The organism is Candidatus Oleimmundimicrobium sp., assembly GCF_030651595.1.
Lineage (GTDB): Bacteria > Actinomycetota > Aquicultoria > UBA3085 > Oleimmundimicrobiaceae > JAUSCH01.
Map to the genome: position 1 here is coordinate 1 of NZ_JAUSCH010000065.1, position 20,469 is coordinate 20,469.

17 protein-coding genes are annotated in these 20,469 nt (G+C 37.9%); 16 read left to right on the forward strand and 1 reads right to left on the reverse strand.

What is annotated here, in order from left to right; all coding sequences use genetic code 11:
- The 11 genes from argJ to Q7U95_RS04405 form a co-directional block, all read left to right on the forward strand.
- On the forward strand, positions 1-1,222 hold a 1,222-nt coding region (gene argJ / locus Q7U95_RS04355), incomplete at its 5' end, for a bifunctional glutamate N-acetyltransferase/amino-acid acetyltransferase ArgJ (protein WP_308752159.1).
- A gap of 9 nt (positions 1,223-1,231) precedes the next feature.
- Positions 1,232-1,555, forward strand: coding sequence for a hypothetical protein (locus Q7U95_RS04360; protein WP_308752161.1), 324 nt, complete (start codon positions 1,232-1,234; stop codon positions 1,553-1,555).
- A gap of 12 nt (positions 1,556-1,567) precedes the next feature.
- The gene (gene argB, locus Q7U95_RS04365) at positions 1,568-2,446 is read left to right on the forward strand and encodes an acetylglutamate kinase (protein WP_308752163.1); all 879 of its coding nucleotides are present in this window, start codon (positions 1,568-1,570) and stop codon (positions 2,444-2,446) included.
- Between the two features lie 216 nt (positions 2,447-2,662).
- A complete protein-coding gene (locus Q7U95_RS04370) occupies positions 2,663-3,850 on the forward strand; it encodes an acetylornithine transaminase (protein WP_308752165.1) in 1,188 nt (395 codons plus the stop codon).
- A 21-nt stretch (positions 3,851-3,871) separates the two neighbouring features.
- The gene (argF, locus tag Q7U95_RS04375; RefSeq protein ID WP_308752167.1) at positions 3,872-4,807 is read left to right on the forward strand and encodes an ornithine carbamoyltransferase; all 936 of its coding nucleotides are present in this window, start codon (positions 3,872-3,874) and stop codon (positions 4,805-4,807) included.
- 2 nt (positions 4,808-4,809) lie between these two features.
- A complete protein-coding gene (locus Q7U95_RS04380; protein ID WP_308752168.1) occupies positions 4,810-5,238 on the forward strand; it encodes an ArgR family transcriptional regulator in 429 nt (142 codons plus the stop codon).
- A gap of 67 nt (positions 5,239-5,305) precedes the next feature.
- On the forward strand, positions 5,306-6,505 hold the full coding sequence (locus Q7U95_RS04385) for an argininosuccinate synthase (RefSeq protein ID WP_308752170.1): 1,200 nt from the start codon (positions 5,306-5,308) through the stop codon (positions 6,503-6,505).
- Between the two features lie 332 nt (positions 6,506-6,837).
- The gene (gene argH, locus Q7U95_RS04390) at positions 6,838-8,229 is read left to right on the forward strand and encodes an argininosuccinate lyase (protein WP_308752171.1); all 1,392 of its coding nucleotides are present in this window, start codon (positions 6,838-6,840) and stop codon (positions 8,227-8,229) included.
- Positions 8,230-8,280: 51 nt separating this feature from the next.
- Complete coding sequence (gene polX / locus Q7U95_RS04395) at positions 8,281-10,008, forward strand: DNA polymerase/3'-5' exonuclease PolX (RefSeq protein ID WP_308752172.1); 1,728 nt, start codon at positions 8,281-8,283, stop codon at positions 10,006-10,008.
- A gap of 327 nt (positions 10,009-10,335) precedes the next feature.
- The gene (locus Q7U95_RS04400) at positions 10,336-10,914 is read left to right on the forward strand and encodes a DNA-3-methyladenine glycosylase (RefSeq protein ID WP_308752173.1); all 579 of its coding nucleotides are present in this window, start codon (positions 10,336-10,338) and stop codon (positions 10,912-10,914) included.
- Positions 10,915-11,043: 129 nt separating this feature from the next.
- Positions 11,044-11,997, forward strand: coding sequence for a hypothetical protein (locus Q7U95_RS04405; RefSeq protein ID WP_308752174.1), 954 nt, complete (start codon positions 11,044-11,046; stop codon positions 11,995-11,997).
- A gap of 6 nt (positions 11,998-12,003) precedes the next feature.
- Here Q7U95_RS04405 and Q7U95_RS04410 read toward each other — a convergent pair whose 3' ends face one another.
- The gene (locus tag Q7U95_RS04410; RefSeq protein WP_308752175.1) at positions 12,004-14,259 is read right to left on the reverse strand and encodes a PBP1A family penicillin-binding protein; all 2,256 of its coding nucleotides are present in this window, start codon (positions 14,257-14,259) and stop codon (positions 12,004-12,006) included.
- A 171-nt stretch (positions 14,260-14,430) separates the two neighbouring features.
- On the opposite strand from Q7U95_RS04410, the gene tyrS reads away from it, so the two are divergent.
- The 5 genes from tyrS (at position 14,431) to Q7U95_RS04435 (ending at position 20,393) form a co-directional block, all read left to right on the forward strand.
- Complete coding sequence (gene tyrS / locus Q7U95_RS04415; protein ID WP_308752176.1) at positions 14,431-15,654, forward strand: tyrosine--tRNA ligase; 1,224 nt, start codon at positions 14,431-14,433, stop codon at positions 15,652-15,654.
- Between the two features lie 19 nt (positions 15,655-15,673).
- Positions 15,674-15,883 carry a hypothetical protein gene (locus Q7U95_RS04420; protein ID WP_308752177.1) on the forward strand — a complete coding sequence of 70 codons (210 nt, stop codon included), beginning with the start codon at positions 15,674-15,676 and terminating at the stop codon, positions 15,881-15,883.
- A gap of 16 nt (positions 15,884-15,899) precedes the next feature.
- Positions 15,900-18,551 carry a valine--tRNA ligase gene (locus Q7U95_RS04425; protein ID WP_308752180.1) on the forward strand — a complete coding sequence of 884 codons (2,652 nt, stop codon included), beginning with the start codon at positions 15,900-15,902 and terminating at the stop codon, positions 18,549-18,551.
- A gap of 5 nt (positions 18,552-18,556) precedes the next feature.
- Positions 18,557-19,882, forward strand: a complete 1,326-nt coding sequence (locus Q7U95_RS04430) for a folylpolyglutamate synthase/dihydrofolate synthase family protein (protein WP_308752182.1) — start codon at positions 18,557-18,559, stop codon at positions 19,880-19,882.
- Between the two features lie 241 nt (positions 19,883-20,123).
- Entirely contained in the window at positions 20,124-20,393 is a 270-nt protein-coding gene (locus Q7U95_RS04435; protein ID WP_308752184.1) for a zinc ribbon domain-containing protein, read from the forward strand.
- The last annotated feature ends 76 nt before the right edge of the window (positions 20,394-20,469 follow it).

The window sequence follows — 20,469 nt, forward strand, 5'->3', positions numbered from 1 at the left end:
GGAGGAAATTATGTCCAAGATAAAAGTTATAAAAGGCGGAATAACAGCTCCTGCTGGTTTTAAGGCCGCGGGGGTTTCGTGTGGAATAAAAGCAAGCGGTAAAAAAGACGTTGCTATTGTTTTTTCGGAAGCTCCGGCCACAACGTCTACGGTTTTTACAACTAATAAAATGGCGGTGGCCCCTGTGTATTTTAGCAGGTGCAATACGCGAAACGGTATTTCTCAAGCAGTTGTTGTAAATAGCGGGAATGCCAATGCTTGCACTGGTTATAAAGGTCAAGAAGATGCTATGACGATGATTGAAAAGACAGCGGAAGCGCTGAATATTCATTCTCAGGACGTAATTGTTGCGTCCACAGGGGTAATAGGTGTTCCTCTTCCCATAGAAAAGGTTGAGAAGGGAATCATCGACGCGGTTTCGTCCTTAAGCAAAAAAGGAAATGTCGATGCAGCCGAAGCTATCATGACGACTGATACCTTTTCAAAAGAGGTTGCGGTTCAGTTTGAGTTTCGAGGAAAGACGGTAACAGTTGGTGGAATGGCCAAAGGGTCGGGAATGATTGCTCCCAATATGGCCACAATGCTTGCTTTTTTAACAACTGATATAAAAATTTGTCGAACCTGTCTGAGGGCAAGTTTATCTGAAGCGGTTAACAAGTCCTTTAATATGATTACCGTTGACGGAGAAACCAGTACCAATGATATGGTGGTTATTTTGGCAAACGGCAAGGCGGATAACGAGAAGTTAATTCTTGGAGATGACGATTACGTAATTTTTGAAAAAGCTTTACATTATGTAACTACTAAACTCGCGAAGATGATAGTAAAAGATGGTGAAGGAATGACTAAGTTTATTGAAGTAAATGTAAGAAAAGCGAAATCAAACGAAGATGCTAAAAAAGCGGCAATGGCTATTGCTAATTCTAGTCTGGTTAAAACAGCTTTCTTTGGCGAGGATGCCAATTGGGGTCGTATAATTTCAGCTGTAGGGCATTCCGGAGCTGAAATTGATCCCGAGATGATAGACATTTACTTCGATGATATTCAAATTGTAAAAAATAGTGTTGCCGTTTCTTTTAATGAGAACAAGATAAATGAAGTTCTTAAAAAAGATGAGATAAAGTTGTTTGTTGATTTAAACATTGGCAAAAGTCAGGCAAGAGTTTGGACAACTGATTTATCTTACGACTATATAAAGATAAACGCTTCTTACAGAACTTAGGTGATTTTAATGAAAATAAATTTAACAAATACTTGGAAATCATTTTTTTTGGCTATTTTGTTTTTAGTTTTTGGTCTTTTGATTAGCTTTATCTTTACAAAGGATTGTTCGCTGGTCATTAAGTTTTTAAGCAGTTTGCTTTATGTTGCTTACTTCGTTTTTATTTTCAAACGAAGCGCGCAAGATGTGTTGTGGAGTATTATCTCGCTACCGTTTGGTTTTTTTATTTTTTATTTGGGAGCAGGTTCTTCAATTGGTTTAGCGGTTTTACTGTCTATTGTGGTTGCTTATTTAACCTTACTTTACTTGCCTTGGATTCTTTATAGAGGATAGGAGGATGAAGAAATGAATATGAGCAATATTGATAATGCGTTACGTGCTAAAGTTCTTATACATGCTCTTCCATATATAAAAGAATATTACGGAAAAACCGTGGTTATTAAATATGGCGGTAATGCTATGGTTGACGAGAAATTAAAAGAGTCGGTGGCAACCGATATTGTTTTAATGAAGTATGTTGGCATAAATCCGGTAATTATTCATGGTGGTGGACCGGAAATAACAAAAGTTATGAAAAAAATGAAAAAAGAGGTTAAGTTTGTTAAGGGTCTCCGCGTTACAAATAAAGAAACAATGGAACTTGTAAAGATGGTTTTAGTAGGAAAGGTAAATAAGGAAATTGTTACCTTAATTAATCGTCATGGTCGTATAGCAGTTGGAATAAGTGGAGACGACGCTGAATTAATCGTAGCGCAAAAGTTTGTTTTACCTGATGTTGATTTAGGTTTTGTGGGCGAGGTAAAAAAAATAAACTCGGAAATTTTAACCGATTTAATTAATGATGGCTTTACGCCCATTGTTGCTTCGGTGGGAATAGGAAGCGACGGGCAAAGTTATAATATAAACGCCGACTTGGTTGCAGCTGAAATTGCCTCAGCGTTAAATGCTGATAAGTTGATATTTTTAACTAATGTTGATGGCCTTTATGAAGATTTTACCGACAAAAGTTCATTGATTTCCAAATTATCATTGGAAGAATGCAATAAATTTCTTGAAAAAAGTAAGCTGGAAGAGGGGATGCTTCCAAAGATTAAATCGTGTGTTAATGCTTTAAAGGGTGGGGTTAAAAAAGCGCATATTTTAAACGGAACAATTCCACATTCGCTTCTTTTAGAAATATTTACCGATGAAGGAATCGGGACGATGCTAACCACCAGCCGATAGATATGGCAGGTGATTAGTGGGTAGTCAATAGTGGGGAGTGGGGAGTAAAAACAATCACTACCGACTCTCGCTTGCTCACCGATGGCGGGGCAGATAGCAGATGGCTGATGGAGTATGGAGTATATACTATAGTAAAACCAGCAATCTGGCCAACAAACTCCTGACTCCCGACTAAGAGACTCTCGACTAAATGGCTAGTTAGAATGGAGAAAGAGTATGGATTTTGAAGATTATGTAAAAAAAGATTCGCAATATCATATAGATACTTATACCCGACTCCCCGTTCTTTTAATAAAAGGGAAGGGTTGTACTTTGTGGGATATTAATGGCAAAAGTTACCTCGATTTTTTAAGTGGGATTGGCGTAACGAGTGTTGGGCATTGTCACCCAACGGTGGTTAATGCGGTTAAGTCTCAAATGGAACAGTTAGTTCATGTTTCCAATTTGTTTTATACCATTCCGCAGATTAAGTTAGCGGAAAAATTAGTTAGTATCTCATTTGGAGATAAATGTTTTTTTGCAAATAGTGGGGCTGAGGCAAACGAAGGAGCTGTAAAACTTGCTCGCAAATATTCTAAGACCTTTCGAGGTGAAGATAAGTATGAAATTATAACGGCTTATCGTTCTTTTCATGGTCGAACAATGAAGATGTTGGCAGCATCAGGCCAACCTGAAAAACAGAAACCTTTTGAGCCGATGCCCATTGGTTTTAAACATGTTCCGCTTAATGATTTTAAAGCTCTCAAGGGAGCAATAACGGATAAGACCGGGGCGGTAATGCTGGAACCCATACAAGGCGAAGGTGGCGTTTATCCATGCAATTTAAAATATCTTCAAGATGTACGGCGATTTTGCGATGAAAAAGGATTTCTTTTAATTTTAGATGAAGTTCAAACAGGAATTGGGCGAACGGGCCGAATGTTTGCATATGAGCATTTTGGTATCGAACCGGATATAATAAGTTTGGCTAAAGGGTTAGGTGGCGGTCTTCCAATTGGAGCTATTATTGCAAAAGATGAAGTAGCAAAGGCGTTTGAGCCGGGTGATCACGGTTCCACTTTTGGCGGGGGCCCTGTTGCGTGCACGGCAGCATTGGCGGCATTAAAAATTATTGAAGATGAAGAGTTAGTTGAAAACTCTGAAAAAATGGGTGAAATTATCCTGGAAAAATTACAGAAAATGTCTAAAAAAATTCCAATTAAAGAAATTAGAGGGAAAGGCTTAATGATTGGAATTGAATTGGAGCAAGAAATGGCAAAAGAAGTTGTTTCTAAGTGTTTAAATGATGGTTTGATTGTAAATAATATTGGCTCAAAGATTATTCGTCTCCTTCCTCCTCTTTGCATAACAAAAGATGAGGTCAATATGGCGATGAAAATATTAGAGAAAGCACTGACTAATTAAAATTTTATAAGGAGGATTTAGGTGATTTCCTTAAAAGGAAAGGACTTTTTAACTTTAGCAGATTTCGGGCAGGATGAAATCTATCAAATTTTAGCGAAGGCCTCTAAGTTAAAGCGGCTTCATCGCCTTGGTGAACCTACTCATTTGCTTAAGGGCAAATCAGTGGCTTTGATATTTGAAAAGCCATCTACCCGGACAAGGGTTTCTTTTGAGGCCGGTATTGCCCAGCTTGGAGCTCATCCTGTAGTTTTGCATGGTAAAGACTTACAGCTTGGCCGAGGAGAAACCATAGAAGATACAGGGCGTGTTCTTTCAAAATATGTGGATGCGATAGTTGTTCGAACATTTAAGCAAAGTGATTTAGAAAATTTAGCTAAAGCTGCAAGCGTGCCTGTTATCAATGGATTAACCGATGACTTTCATCCTTGCCAAGTCATCGCGGACTTTTTAACTATTTTAGAAAAAAAAGACAGGTTGGCTGGATTAAAGATGGCTTATGTTGGCGATGGGAATAATGTTTGTCACTCTCTTATGCTGGGAGCATCTCATATTGGGATGAATTTATCGGTTGCTACTCCTTTAGGTTATGAGCCGAAAGAGTATGTGATAAAGAAGGCCAAAAGTGTGCTGAGGAATATTAATCATAAGATAGATATAACAAACAATCCTAAAAAAGCAGTTTTAAGAGCTGATGTTGTTTATACGGATGTTTGGACAAGTATGGGCCAGGAAAGTGAATCTGAGGAGCGAAAGAAAACTTTTTTACCTTATCAAGTAAATAGTGTGCTTTTATCTTTAGCGAAACCTGATGCACTTATTATGCATTGTTTACCCGCTCATCGCGGAGAAGAGATAACTGGTGAGGTTATGGAAAGTCCAAATTGTGTTGTATTTGACCAGGCGGAAAACAGAATGCATGCTCAAAAAGCTCTCTTATCTCTTTTGATTGGAGATTAACAATGGAAAAGAAGAAAGCAAGGCAAGCTGATATAAAAAAACTTGTTAGAGAACAAAAGATAAAGACTCAAGAGGAAATAATGTTGGGACTAAAGAAAAAAGGTTTCAAAACGACCCAAGCTACAATTTCTCGAGATATATCTGATTTAGGTTTAGACAAAAACGAGAAAGGTTATTATGTTTTAGCGAAAGATATGTATTTGATTAGAATGATGAAAGAGTTTGTTAATAACATTGTCTCAGCCAACAACCTTGTTTTAATTAAATGTGCTGCTGGCTCGGCTCCTGGAGTTGCAGCGGCTTTAGATGAAATTGATTGGGAAGAAATTTTGGGAACGATTGCCGGCGATGATACCATTTTAATGGTTGTTTCGGATGATATGGTGGCAAAGTTGATTGAGAAAAGATTGATAAAGTTAAAAACGGGTTAATTGATTTTTATTTTATCGATTTGCTGAGAAGTTGTATTTATCGGCAAATGGACAGGGAGGGGTTTTAGTGTCTAAAAGAAAAGTAGTTTTAGCATATTCTGGAGGTCTTGATACATCTGTTGCTATAAAGTGGCTTCAAGAAAAATATGATTTGGAAGTTATCACTTTAGCTTTGGATGTGGGGCAACCGATAGATTTGGATGCTATCAAACAAAAAGCATTGATAATTGGAGCAAAAGAATCGCATGTAATTGAGGCAAAAAAAGAATTTGCTCAAGATTTTATTTTTCCGGCTCTTAAGGCAAATGCCATATATGAAGGGAAATATCCATTACCTACGGCTCTTGCACGTCCGCTTATTGCCAAACATTTGGTTGAAGTTGCCAAGAAAAGCGGGGCTGATTTGGTTGCACACGGTAGTACGGGAAAGGGCAATGACCAAGTACGGTTTGAAGTCTCAATTGCTTCGCTTGAGCCCTCAATTAAAGTTATAGCGCCGATTAGGGAATGGACTATGTCTAGGGATGAGTCTATGCGATATGCTGAAAAACATGGCATTCCGGTGTCGACAACTAAAAAAAGTCCGTATAGCGTTGATGAAAACCTTTGGGGCCGGAGTTGTGAGTGCGGTATTTTAGAAGACCCTGGAAAAGAACCGCCCGAGGATGCTTACAGCTGGACCAAAAGTCCGCTTGAAGCTCCCGATGAGCCTGAGTGTCTGGAGATAAGTTTTATAAAAGGGAGCCCAGTTGAACTAAATGGGAAGCAAATGAGTTTGGTAAGTTTGATAGAAGAATTAAACAAAACGGGCGGAAAACATGGAATTGGCCGCATAGATATGATAGAAAACAGGCTGGTAGGCATCAAATCGCGCGAAATTTACGAGTGTCCGGCGGCAACAATTTTAATTCAAGCGCATAAGGAATTAGAAGCTTTGACTTTAGAGAGGGATCTTTCTCATTTCAAAGAACTTCTTGGGTTAAAATATGCTGAATTAGTTTATTACGGGCAATGGTTTTCTCCCCTCAGGGAAGCGTTAGATTCTTTTTTTGAAAAAACGCAGGAGCCGGTTTCTGGTAAGATTCGAATGAAACTATACAAAGGTTCAAGCAATGTGGTTGGACGAGAGTCGAAAGAATCATTATACGATTTATCTTTAGCTACTTACGAAACCGCCGATTCTTTTTCTCATGAATCAGCTAAAGGATTTATAGAATTATTTGGATTGCCCTTGAAGGTTTGGGCAAAAAGGCAAAGAAAAAGCTGATGCCTGCCCGCCTCCCCGCCTGCCTACGCCTATGATGCCGTTTTAGGCATTGGCGGGCAGGTGGCGGGGCTGATGGCAGATAAAAGAGTAAATAGAAATTAAGTGGAGATTAAGTGGTAATTGGGGAGATTAAGTAGAAATTAAGTGGAGATTAAGTGGTAATTACAACAAATTACTATTAGTCTCAATTAATTTCAAAGTACCTGATGGCAGAGAGAGTATAGAGTAGAGTGAGTATGGAGTATTGAGTATGGAAAAAACCGACAACAAGATAAGTAGTTTTTCACTTTTATTTTTTAATTTATTGGTAGTTAACAATGTGAGGAGGCTTAATGAAACTTTGGGGTGGACGTTTTAAGAAAAATACAAATAAATTAGTAGAAGAGTTTACCTCTTCACTGTTCTTTGATTGTCGTTTATATAAGTACGACATCAAAGGAAGCATTGCGCATGTCAAAATGCTGAGCAAGTGTAAGATAATTCCCCCTGATGAAGCAGCTAAGATTGAAGATGGTTTAAATGAGATTTATCGCGAGATAGAAGCGAATAAATTTGTTTTCAATGCTGCCGATGAAGATATTCACATGGCAATTGAGCGTGCCTTAATAGATAAAATTGGACCGGTGGGGGGAAAGTTACATACTGCTCGAAGCCGTAATGACCAAGTATCTTTAGATACACGTTTTTATTTAAAAGACGAAATCAAGATTATCGAAGAATTAATTTTGGGCCTTCAACGTGAATTAATGAAATTGGCCAAAGACAACATAGGCATCATATCTCCGGGTTACACTCATCTTCAACACGCGCAGCCAATTCTTTTTTCGCATCATTTGATGGCTTACTTCTTTATGCTGGAAAGGGATTTCGAGCGTTTAAAAGACTGTTATAAGCGGACTGATGTAATGACGCTAGGAGCAGGGGCACTTGCCGGGACCACATTTCCAATAGACCGGGAATATGTTGCCAAACAACTCGGTTTCTCCCGCGTGAGCGAAAATAGCTTAGACAGCGTAGGCGATCGTGACTTTATAGTGGACTTTTTATCAGCAGCATCATTAATTATGGTTCATTTAAGTAAATTTTGTGAGGAACTGGTTATTTGGTCAAGCTCAGAATTTAACTTTATTGAAATAGATGATGCTTTTACTACCGGCAGCAGTATAATGCCTCAGAAAAAGAATCCGGATGTCGCGGAGTTAATTCGAGGCAAATGTGGCCGAGTTTTTGGTCATCTTGTGGGGCTGCTGACAACTCTAAAGGCACTTCCGATGGCTTACAATCGCGATTTGCAAGAGGATAAAGAGGGTTTATTTGATACAATTGATACTTTAAAACTTGCTTTGGAGACCTTTACAGGCATGCTTGGTTCAATAAAAGTAAAAAGTGAAAATATGGGGAAAGCAGCTAAAGAGGGATTTACTAATGCAACAGATGCTGCCGATTATTTAACAGCAAAAGGCATCCCTTTTCGCGAAGCTCATGAAATTGTTGGTAAAATGGTTGCGAGTTGTATTGAGAAAAATTGTCATCTCTCAGATTTAAGTTTAGACGATTTTAAGAAGTTTTCGACGTTGTATGATAAAGATATCTTTGAGATTATAGATATTAAAAACTCCGTAAACAGAAAAACCAGTTTTGGCGGAACCTCAGCAAAAAGCGTGAATAAGCAGATGTCAGTGGCAGAAAAGATTGTAGGTAAAGAGCAAGCTTGGCTTGCCTAAAGAGCCCTAATTGTCACTTCCTTCTTTTTGGCAGAATCTCAGGAGGTTGTTTTGGACAATCAAGATGTGGCCCATATTCTCGATGAAATTGGAGAAATGCTCGAGATTAAAGGAGAATCATCTTTTAAAGTAAGAGCTTATAATCGTGCTGCCTATGCAATTCGCGGGTTATCTGAAGATATCAACAATATTTACCATGAAGGCAAACTTCAAACAATTCCCGGTATTGGAAAGGGCATAGCCGAGAGAATTGCCGAATTGCTTGAAACCGGCAAGCTTACTTATTATGAAGAGCTGTGTGAACATGTTCCCCCCGGCCTTTTGCAATTGATAAGCATTCAAAGTGTCGGCCCCAAAAAAGCCAAACTATTCTACGATAAGCTTGGAATTACCACAATTGAAGAACTTCTTGAAGCCATAAATAAACACAAATTAAGGGATTTGGCCGGGATGGGCCCTAAGGCCGAAGAGAATATACGACTTGGAATACTTGAGCTTCAGCGCTTAAGGGAGCGAATACTTTTAAGTGAAGCTTATCCGTTGGCTGAAAACATAGTTCAACAACTTAAAGAACATAATTTTATTCTCGAAATAAGTACAGCTGGAAGTCTTAGGCGAATGAAAGAGACAATTGGCGATATTGATATTCTGGCCGCTAGCAATGAGTCTTCCAAAGCGATGGATGTATTTTGCAATCTTCCCAAAGTTACACATATTTTGGCCAAAGGGGAAACTAAAAGTAGTGTGGTAACACAAATTGGCTTACAGGTTGATTTAAGAGTTGTTTTACCTGAACAATTTGGTGCCGCTCTTCAATATTTTACCGGTTCAAAAGAGCATAATATTCATCTTAGAGATATTGCCAAGAAAAAAGGTCTTAAGGTAAACGAGTATGGTGTTTTTGAAGTTAAAACAGGTGAAAAAGTGGGAGGAGTTACCGAGAAGGAAGTCTATAATTTATTGGGCATGGAATGGATACATCCTACATTAAGAGAGAATAAAGGGGAAATTGAAGCAGCTCTTGCCGGTGTTCTTCCAAATATTGTTGAGCTTTCTAATATAAAAGGAGATATTCATGTTCATTCAAATTGGAGCGATGGATTTAACAAGATTAAAGAGATTGCCAATGATGCTAAAAAAAAGGGTTATCGATATATAGCAATAAGCGACCATGCCGAAAAACTAAAGGTAGCCGGGGGATTGACGGCTGATGATTATAGGCGTCAGTGGAAAGAAATAGAAAAAGTGAATCAAGAGATTGATGGCTTAAAAGTTTTACGTGGTGCCGAAGTAAATATCGATAATAACGGAAAAGTTGATTTTGACGATGGTTTTTTAAAAGAATTTGATATCGTAACGGCCTCCATTCACAGCGGATTTACTCAAAGCAACGAGCAACTAACCAAGCGTATTTTAAGTGCAATTTATAATGAGCATGTAAATATTATTGGGCATCCGACAGGCCGAATTTTAGGCAAAAGGCCGCCTTATCCCTTAGATTTAAAAGAAATATTTAAAGCGGCAGCGGAAACCGGAACTTTTCTTGAGCTCAACTCTTTTCCGGATAGACTTGATTTAAAAGATGATTATCTCCGGGAAGCAAAAGAGATGGGGGTAAAATTTGCGATAAATACGGATGCTCATAGTATAGGGCAGCTTCGTTACATGTTCTATGGAGTAGCGACGGCTCAACGCGGCTGGTTAGAAGCAGAAGACGTGATAAATACCTATCCTTTTGAAAAATTGATGAAGATGCTTAGGAATAAGGGGAATGGGTAAAGTTGAAAATTAGGATTAAGGATTAAGGATTAAGAAGAGATAACTCTTGGCGTCATTGCGAGCGACCTGCCCGTCAATGCCTGACGGCATAATAGGTGTGTAGGCAGGCGGGCCGAAGGGGAGCGCGGCAATCTCATAAAAGGGTAGTTAAAGTCAAAAAACAAGCGGTTGATGCCTGCCCGCCTCCGGCGGGGCAGGTGGCAAAATAAGGGTAAAGGAAAAGGGTAAGAAAGCTACCAGCCCCAGCCTTCAGGAAAAAAAAGAGTATAAAGTATATTAAAGCGAAGAATTTAAAAGAATTGTAAATTGTAAATTGGAAGATGGGGAATGGAAGCATTAAAAAGAGATTTTTACGAGAGAAACACAAAAGTAGTTGCTAAGGAGCTTTTGGGCAAGGTTTTGGTTCATCGATTGCCTGAAGGTGACATAACGGGAAGAATTGTTGAAACCGAGGCGTATTTTGGTAACGGTGACCCGGCTAGCCATGCTTCCAGGGGAAAGACTCCCAGGAACGCTATAATGTTTGGACCGTCTGGACATGCTTATGTCTATTTTAATTATGGTATGCATTATTTATTTAATATTGTAACTGAGAAAAAAGGGATTCCCGGAGCAGTACTAATTCGGGCTCTTGAACCAATTGAAGGTATCGATTTTATGTTGCAAAGGCGAAAGACAAAAAAATTAAGATGTCTCACAAATGGTCCCGCAAAACTTACACAAGCTCTTGGAATAGATATCTCACACAACGGGTTAGATTTAGTTAATGGGGAGATTTTTGTGTGTGATGATAAAAAAGCGGTATTCAAGGTAGCATCGGCTTCAAGAATTGGAATATCTGTTGGGAAAGACGAACTTTTAAGGTTTTACATCAAAGATAATCAATTTGTTTCTACAGCTAAATAATTTATTATTTTAAATTTACAATTATTTTTACAATTATTTAAAGTGTATAATAAACATTTATACATTTATTTAACGAAATTATATAAAAATTTAACGGAAAAAACTTATTTTTTTAGGAGGTCGATTTTTGTGAAAATTCAAAAGATATATGAACTTGCCATTAAAGAAGGGATGAAAGCTGATCCAAGGGATAAAGAAGAGTTAGATAAATTTTTAGAAAAGTCAAAAAAAGAATATGAAAACTTAAAAGATGACGAAAAAGAATTTTTTGATTTAGAGAAACTAACGAATCCGTACTCAGATACCCGTATTTTAGCAGGTGATCCAAACACAGACGTCAGCACTATTTTATGTGGGGTAGATATTGAAGTTGGTGAAGTATTGCTTGCAGATAGATTAAGAGAGAAAGGGAAGAATATTGATCTTTTACTTGCTCATCATCCGGAAGGCAAATCATTAGCAGGGTTGCCCGGGGTCATGAGGGTACAAGCTGATATTTGGCATCGGGAAGGTGTGCCGATAAACATAGGAGAATTTTTAATTGATGAAAGGATGAAAGAAGTTCAGCGATCGGTCATGCCGGTTAACCACAACAGGGCAGTTGATGCCGCAAAACTTCTTGGTATTCCTTTTATGAATGTTCATACGCCGGCAGATAATATGGTTACCTCATTTTTACAGAAAGGATTTGACGAGGTTCCTCCGTATACAGTAAAGGATGTAATAAGCTTTTTAAGAAAAATTCCTGAATATAATATGGCTGCAAAGACAGGGACAGGCCCAACAATTTTAGTAGGAGATGGAGACAAGAGAGCTGGAAGAGTAGTAGTGGACATGACAGGTGGAACTGAGGGCCCTGAAGAAGTTTTAGAAAAGTTAGCCAATGCTGGTGTTGGAACAATTGTAGGAATGCATATGGGCAGCAAACTTAGAAAAAAAGCGTTAAAGTATCACATCAACGTGGTTATTGCCGGACATATTGCCAGCGACAACCTCGGATTAAACTTATTGCTTGATAATCTCGAAAAAGAGGGTATTGAAATAATCGAGTGCTCAGGATTTACTAGAATCAGCCGTCTATAAACTGGCCTATGGGGTGTTCGTTGTTTTTTCATGCGGTGTTTCTTCTTCTTCCAGTGGTTCATCTTCGGATGGGCCAAGGCTAACCGTTATTGTGACAACGGCTTTCTCTTTTGCCAAACTGGCTGGTTCTGGGTTTTGTGCAACTACAGAACCAATTGGTACAGTGTTGCTGTATTCTGTTATTTTGTTCATTTCGAATTTTAACTCTTGGAGAGCACTAATTGCTTGCGTTTCAGTTAAGCCGATTACATTTGGCACTTCAATGCCTTGATGAAGTTTGCATTTTTTGGTTGGCTGTGTTCCCCTGACGAAAGTTCCCACCGTTAATTTTGGACAGAATTCTGTTGGCAAGAGTCCTGTTTCTGCGCAAATAGTTACTCTTACTAAGCCGGCTTTTGGAATTGGAAATGCTGTTCGAGGGGTGTCTTCCAGGGATTTTACCATAAATCGTGCCCAAATTTGTGTAGGGAATGAGCCGCCTGTAACACGAATACCATGTACGTTTCTCATTGGAATTTGTCCTTTTTGATATCCAACCCACACCGCTGTAGAAAGGTCAGGAGTATATCCGGCAAACCAAGCATCTCGATAATTTTGGGCAGTTCCGGTTTTTCCCGCAGCCGGACGGCCAATTTTTGCTCTGATGCCGGTTCCCCTTGTAATAACATCCTGAAGTATGCATGTGGCAAGATAAGCAGTTCCGGGTGCAATTGCTGCTTTACCTTGAATCTTGTTTTCTTTAATAAGGGTTCCTTCTGAGTCTAAAATTTTTAGTATAGCGATTGGTTCACAATGAACTCCCTCATTTGCAAGGGTTCCGTAAGCAGAAGCCATCTCAAGTGAGCAAACCCCTATCTTTAACCCACCAAGAGCGATGGCGGGATTAGCTTCGAGAGGGCTTGTTATGCCCATCTTCTTAGCTACTTTAACAACTTTTTCTGGTCCAACATCCATCATTAATCTCGCGTATACGCCGTTTACGGATTTTACTGTTCCTTGCCAGACTGTCATAGGTGGTCCACCACCACCCGAATAGTTTGTGACACGCCAGTCTTCTCCGGGTAATTTGATGGTAATTGGACCAGAATCATAGATTTTGTTTGGAGGAATTCCTTCCTCGATTGCCGTTGCAAGAACAAATGTTTTAAAAGCAGAACCTGCTTGTCTTTTCCCTTGAACTGCTAAATTAAATTTTTGAGTGTTAAAATCTTTTCCTCCCACCATGACTCGTATGTATCCCGTTTTGGGTTCAATTGCTACAAGAGAGGCATCCGGATCATCTTCTCTGTCAAGAGTTTTTGCTATTGCTTCTTCGGCGTAGGCCTGTTTTTGTAAATCTATTGTTGTATGAACTTGTAAACCACCTTTAAAGACGACATTTTCACCAAATTCTTCAATTAGCAACTGTTTAACATATTCAACAAAATATGGGGCGCGAATATTTTTCTCTTTTATAGGTTCAACTTCGACGGGAGTTTTTTTGGCGGCTTCAGCATCAGTTTTAGTAATAAAACCTAACTCCAGCATCTTGTTTATAACTACATCTCTTCGTGTCTTTGTTTTTTGGGGGTCTACGTAAGGTGAATAGTTATTTGGTGATTTGACTAATCCCGCAAGAAGCGCGCATTCGGATAGCGTCATTTCTTTGGCTTTTTTGTTGAAAAAAGTTTCCGATGTTGTTTCCACTCCATAACAACCTGAGCTAAAATAAATTGTATTTAAATATTTTTCTAAGATTTTATCTTTGCTGTATTTTTGCTCGACTTGATAGGCGAGAGCCATCTCTTTTATTTTTCTTTCAAAAGTTTTTTCAGTGGTTAGGAAGATATTTCTTACGTATTGTTGGGTAATGGTACTAGCTCCCTCAACTGGTTTACCACCAGCTTTTATGTCAGCCAGAAGGGCTCCGATTATTCTTCGAGGGTCTAGTCCGCTATGTTGATAAAATCTTTCATCTTCTATTGCTATTATCGCGTTTTTCATGTCTTCAGGGATTTCTGAAAGCGGAACAATTACCCTGTTTTGTTCCGCATGGAAGGTTGCAATAAGCGCTCCATTAGAATCATAAATTTTTGAAGTTTGTGCTGATGCTCCTTGTGCTTGTTCTTCAAGGCGCGGAAGATCTTTGTTTAATCCTATCAAAAACCCAATTCCTATTGAAGAAAAGGCAAATGTTGCAATAATTATTAGGGCTAAAAAGACTTTCAGCAGGCGTTCCGCTTTCTTTTTTTTAATTTTTCGAAATTTTCTTGCGTAAGACATATAACCTCTTTTTAAATTATGTTAATTTTAAGTATGATACAAAAATGAAATAAGAGAAATTATAACATATTTTATTAAATTATTTTCCCAATTGAAGTGGTTCTTTGTTGGACAGTCTAAAGAAAACTGTGGTAAGATTTTGGCACTTAAATTAAAAAAGGTGTATTGATTATGATTAATTTTAAAGAACAACTAGATACATTAATTAGAGGCACGGAAGAAATTTTACCTCTTGATGAGTTTAAAAACAAACTCAAACGATCCATTAAAGAAAATAAGCCGCTGATAATTAAATATGGGGTGGATCCTACTTCGCCTGACCTTCATATTGGCCACGCTATTCCTTTAAGAAAATTAAGGCAATTTCAGGACTTTGGGCATAAAGTGATTTTACTAATAGGTGATTTTACAGCACGAATTGGTGACCCATCTCAAAAGTCTGCTACAAGGCCGCAGCTTTCCGGGGAAGAAATTGTTTTAAATGCTAAGACATATACTAAGCAAGCGTTCAACATTTTAGATGAAAAATCGACAATTGTTGATTATAACAGCCGATGGTTTGGAAAGATGAGTTTTGAAGAAATACTTAAATTAACTGCAAATTTTACGGTTGCAAGACTTTTGGAAAGAGATGATTTTTACAAACGGTATCAAGAAAATATACCCATCGGGTTACATGAATTTTTGTACCCGGTGATGCAGGGCTATGATTCGGTTATGCTTGAATCTGATGTGGAATTGGGAGGGACTGACCAAAAATTCAATATGTTAGCTGGAAGAAATCTTCAAAAAATTTACGACCAGGAACCCCAGGTTGTTTTTACCTTGCCGATTTTAGAAGGGATTGACGGAGTTCAAAAAATGAGCAAAAGTCTTGGCAATCATGTTGGCATAACTGATGAGCCAAAAGAAATGTTCGGGAAGATTATGTCAATTCCTGATGAGCTTATGATTAAATATTTTAAATTAACCACTACTTTGTCAGAAAAAGAGATAAAAAAAATAGGAAAAGGTCTTAAAGATGAGTCTTTGCATCCGGCAAAAATTAAGCGACGGCTTGCTCGTGAAATTGTTTCTCAATGCTATGATCAAAAAATAGCACAAGCTGCTGAGAAAGAATTTGATACTGTTTTTAAAGAAAAATCTTTGCCCTCCAATATCCCTGAGGTTAAATTGGCCCCCCAATTATTTAAGGATGGCCGTATATGGATTGTACAGCTTATTAAAGAAGCTGGTTTTGTGAAAACCAACGGAGAGGCTAAAAGACTTATAGAACAGGGTGGGGTAAAATTAAATAATGAGGTTATAGAGGCAGCGGATGTTGATTTAAAGATAAACAACGGAGATATTTTGCAGATTGGGAAAAGAAGATTCGCAAAGTTCATACGGACTTAACTAAAGGGGAAGATTTAAAATGAGCTCACGCTGTGAAAATTGCAGGTGGTATGTGGAGGCTATTGGGAGTTGCGTTCTTGGCAGGAAAGAGGAGAAATGTGATTCTCCCAAGGCAAGACGCGGAGACGATGGTTTGGCTGTGAGATTGTTAGATGTTTATAAAGAAGGCCGTATAGAATATGAAACGTTACGTAAAGAGAACAAAAATTTTAAAGAAAAAGAAAAATGAGAGGCGTTGACCATAGATGGCTCAAGAGTTGTTATCAAAGATATATAATCCGAAAGCTGTTGAGAATAAATGGTATAGTTTTTGGCTGGAAAAAGGATATTTTAAAGCAACTATAGATAAGGGGAAAGAGCCATTTGCTATAGTAATTCCTCCTCCCAATGTTACCGGTTCTCTTCATATAGGCCATGCTTTAAACAATACATTGCAAGATGCGTTAGTTCGCAAAAAGAGGATGGAGGGTTTGTCCGTTCTCTGGCTTCCCGGAACCGATCATGCGGGAATTGCAACTCAAAACGTGGTTGAAAAACAGTTGGCCAAAGAAGGTTTAAAAAAAGAGGATCTTGGCCGCGAAAAATTTATAGAACAAGTATGGCAATGGAAAGAAAAGTATGGCAGCACCATCATAAACCAATTAAAGCGGATTGGTTGTTCGTGCGATTGGGGAAGAGAACGCTTTACTATGGATGAAGGTTACTCGGATGCTGTAAAAACAGTTTTTGTAAAGCTTTATAAAGAAGGTTTAATTTATAAAGGACACAGGGTTATTAATTGGTGCCCACGTTGTTTAACAGCTCTTTCTGATATTGAAGTAGAGCATGAAGATATTGAAGGCCATTTATGGTATATCAAATATCCATTCAAAGATTCCAATGAATATTTAACGGTTGCTACAACTCGACCTGAAACCATGTTGGGTGATGTTGCAGTTGCCGTGCATCCAGAAGATCCTCGTTATAAACAGTATATTGGAAAGATATTAATACTGCCCGGTGTTGGCCGCGAGATTCCTGTAATTGTCGACGAAGCAGTTGATCCGAATTTTGGCACGGGAGCCGTTAAAATTACACCGGCGCACGACCCCAACGATTTTGAATTGGGTCTTCGTCATAAATTGGAGCAAATAAACATATTTACCCCAGATGCAAAAATAAACGAGAATGGCGAGAATTATTTAGGTATGGATAGATATGGCTGCCGTGAAGCAATAGTTATGGATTTAGAAAGAGCCTATTTGCTCGAGAAAGTTGAACCTCATTTTCATGCTGTTGGTCATTGTTATCGGTGTCATACTGTAGTTGAGCCATACTTATCCGAACAGTGGTTTGTCGAGATGAAATCGTTAGCTAAACCCGCGATTAAAGCTGTAGAAGATGATAGGATTAATTTTGTTCCCAAGCGTTGGGAGAAAGTTTATTTTAATTGGATGAATAACCTTCAGGACTGGTGCATCTCTCGTCAAATTTGGTGGGGGCATCAAATTCCGGCTTGGTATTGTGAGTGTGGTGAAATTAATGTTTCAATTGAAAAACTCACGAAATGCAGCAAGTGTGGTAGTAATAATTTAAAGCAAGAAACGGATGTATTAGACACTTGGTTTAGTTCGGCCCTTTGGCCTTTTGCTACTCTTGGATGGCCCGAAGAAACCGATGACCTTAAATATTTTTATCCAACTTCTGTTTTAAGTACCGCGAGAGATATTATTTATTTATGGGTTGCAAGAATGAACATGATGGGTCTCAAATTTATGAAAGATGTACCCTATCGCACGGTTATCATTCATCCGACAGTTTTAACAATTGGAGGGAAAAGGATGAGCAAATCGTTGGGTACAGGAATTGACCCTTTGGAATTAATTGAAAAATATGGAACTGACGCAACGAGGTTTGGTTTAATGTTTCAGGCTCAAGCACAAGATATGCGTTTTTCAGAAGAAAAAATTGAAATGAGCCGCAACTTTGCCAATAAAATATGGAATGCTTCCAGATTTATTCTCATGAATCTCGACGGATACTCCAAAGAAGCTGATTTACAATACGAATTTGTTGATAAATGGATACTTTCCCGATTTACCAAATTATTAAAGAATGTAAATGCAGATTTTGAAACTTTTAACCTTAGTTTTGCTTGTAAACAAATTTACGATTTCTTTTGGGGTGAATTTTGTGATTGGTATCTTGAACTTTGCAAGGGGAGACTTTACCAAAAAGATGCAGAAGGAGATGGCGAGAAAGGAACAAGCAGACAAACAGCTCAACATGTGCTTTGTTTCGTAATGGACAACGTTTTAAAGCTGTTGCATCCTTTTATGCCATTTATCACTGAAGAAATTTGGCAAAAATTTTCTTTTGACGGAGAAAGCATAATGGTTGCGTCGTGGCCCGAAGAAAACAAATCTTTTATTGATGATAAGTTAGAGGATGATTTTGCGCTTATTAAGGCCATAGTGGTGGAAATTAGATCAATTAGGTCGATGTTTTCGCTTCCTTTCTCAAAACGTATTGACGTTATTATCAAAGGAACAAATGAAACTCAAAACTCTATCTTAAGAAACAATTTTAATTATATTTCTGAGTTAGCGAATATCTCGAATTTTTCAATTGGTCAAGATATAAAGAGACCGCCAAAATCTGCATCTGCTATCACGCATGGTTTTGAAATTTTTGTTCCCCTGGCCGGTTTAATTGATGTAAAAAAGGAAGAGGAAAGACTTTCAAAAAAACTGGATAAGATTGAGGAAGATTTAATAAAGATACAGAAAAAATTGTCAAGAGACGAGTTTTTAACAAAAGCGCCGGTTGAAGTGGTTAAAAAAGAGAAAGCTAAAGAAGCTGAACTTATTGACGAAAAAAATAAAATAAAAGCCCAATTAGAACAGATTATGCGGTAGTTTGAATGCAAATGAATTTTACCGAAGCGAACGATTATATAAATTCGTTAGGGCGCAATGAAATCAATCCTGGCTTAAAAAGAATTGAGGCGCTTTGCGGGGAAATCGAGAATCCGCAAAACAATTTTTCTGTAATACAAATTACCGGGACAAACGGAAAAACTTCCACGGCGCGCATTACAGCATCCTTGCTTAACGCGCACGGAATAAGAACGGGTACTTATACTTCTCCTCATCTAAGTTCTATAACTGAGAGATTTGAAATAGACGGAGAGCAGATTTCAAAAAAAGATTTTTCTGATGCTCTAACTTTAATTATGCCTGGTATAAACAAAGTCAATGAAAGATTTTCTCCCGATAAGCTAAGTTATTTTGAAGTTGTAACCGCTCTTGCTCTTATTATTTTTAAGAAAAAAAATGTTAAATGTGCTGTATTGGAAGTAGGTATGGGTGGCCGGTGGGATGCCACGAGCATTTCCAACCCAAAGGTTTCGGTTATAACTAACGTGGAATTAGACCATACAGACAGACTGGGAGACACAGTTTCCCAAATTGCCTGGGAAAAGGCACATATAATTAAAAGTGGTTCAACCGCCATTGTTGGTGAATTATCCGTTGAATCTCTAAAAATAGTTAAAAAGCGTTGCGTGAGCGAGGGAGTTGACCTGAAAGTTTTTAACAAAGACTTCTTTTTAATCAATGAAAATATGAATAAGTTTTCAATAAACGGAATTTATGGACACTACAATAATCTTAGTTTAAATTTACTTGGAAGAAATCAACTTAAAAACGCTTGCTTAGCGGTAGTTGCGTCAGAAGCTTTTTTGAAGGGGCCTCTCTCTACCGAAAGAACAAGAGAAGGGTTGGACAAAGTTAAATGTCCGGGAAGATTAGAAGTTATATCTCAAAAACCTTTAATCCTTTTAGATGGAGCCCATAATCCCGCTGGAGCTAAAGAGTTAGCGTATGCTTTGAAAAATAATTTTGTTTATGACAAGCTTATTATTGTAATTGCGATACTCAAAGACAAAGATGTAAAAGGGATAATCGATGAGCTTATTCCCATTACTTCTTTTGCTGTTCTTACGGAGAACAAAAATGAGAGATGTGCCCCTTGTGATTTTTTAAGAGATTATATTGGGGATATTGGATATGATTGTGTGAAAAATATTCCCGATTCTTTGCAGATTGCATTGAAAAAAGCGGGGGCTTCAGATTTAATTTGCGTAACGGGTTCTTTGTCGACAATTGCTGAAGCGAGAGAGTTTCTTTTGAGAAAATGTAGGAGAAATTTTGAAGGTAAAAAGGGCAAACTATCGAAACATAATTAATGTTGGTAAAATTGTGTTTGTCACTTTTAAAATGTAAATTCTTTTTGTTCTTTAAAAGAAAGGGTTGAGCAAGTTGGATTTTATTTCATCTATATTAAATTTTTTTAATTCCCCCTTTTTTAGAATGTTGGTTAGACTTCTTGGTTTCTTTGTTTTTATTCTATGGATAAGTTTAATTTGTTGGACTTATCGTGATGCTGAAAAAAGGGGGACTACTGGGATATATTGGGCGGCCGTGGTTTTGTTTTTTAACATATTCGGGTTGATAGTATATTTAATTTTGAGGCCTCCGGAGTATTTGGCTGACGTTCAAGAAAGAGAGCTTGAAATTTTAGCCAAAGAGGAAACTCTTAATTCAGAACTAACTTGTTATGGATGCCATCAGCCAATTGAACCCGATTTTCTCATATGTCCATATTGTATGAAAAGATTAAAAAAAAGTTGTCCCGCTTGCAACCATCCTCTGGACTTAAATTGGAAGGTCTGTCCTTATTGTAAGACTTCTCTTTAACATAAAATAAAAAAAATCTTGATAGGGAATTAATGCTATTGTAAAATCACTTGTAACTTAGAGTTACATTCTAAGA

Bases quoted from the DNA above. Each gene is read 5' to 3' on its own strand.
- Q7U95_RS04380 (WP_308752168.1), top strand. From the start codon at position 4,810: ATGGAAAAGAAGAAAGCAAGGCAAGCTGATATAAAAAAACTTGTTAGA.
- tyrS (WP_308752176.1), top strand. From the start codon at position 14,431: ATGATTAATTTTAAAGAACAACTAGATACATTAATTAGAGGCACGGAA.
- Q7U95_RS04410 (WP_308752175.1), bottom strand. From the start codon at position 14,259: ATGTCTTACGCAAGAAAATTTCGAAAAATTAAAAAAAAGAAAGCGGAA.
- Q7U95_RS04430 (WP_308752182.1), top strand. From the start codon at position 18,557: ATGCAAATGAATTTTACCGAAGCGAACGATTATATAAATTCGTTAGGG.
- Q7U95_RS04425 (WP_308752180.1), top strand. From the start codon at position 15,900: ATGGCTCAAGAGTTGTTATCAAAGATATATAATCCGAAAGCTGTTGAG.
- argH (WP_308752171.1), top strand. From the start codon at position 6,838: ATGAAACTTTGGGGTGGACGTTTTAAGAAAAATACAAATAAATTAGTA.
- Q7U95_RS04360 (WP_308752161.1), top strand. From the start codon at position 1,232: ATGAAAATAAATTTAACAAATACTTGGAAATCATTTTTTTTGGCTATT.
- Q7U95_RS04420 (WP_308752177.1), top strand. From the start codon at position 15,674: ATGAGCTCACGCTGTGAAAATTGCAGGTGGTATGTGGAGGCTATTGGG.
- Q7U95_RS04400 (WP_308752173.1), top strand. From the start codon at position 10,336: ATGGAAGCATTAAAAAGAGATTTTTACGAGAGAAACACAAAAGTAGTT.
- Q7U95_RS04370 (WP_308752165.1), top strand. From the start codon at position 2,663: ATGGATTTTGAAGATTATGTAAAAAAAGATTCGCAATATCATATAGAT.
- argB (WP_308752163.1), top strand. From the start codon at position 1,568: ATGAATATGAGCAATATTGATAATGCGTTACGTGCTAAAGTTCTTATA.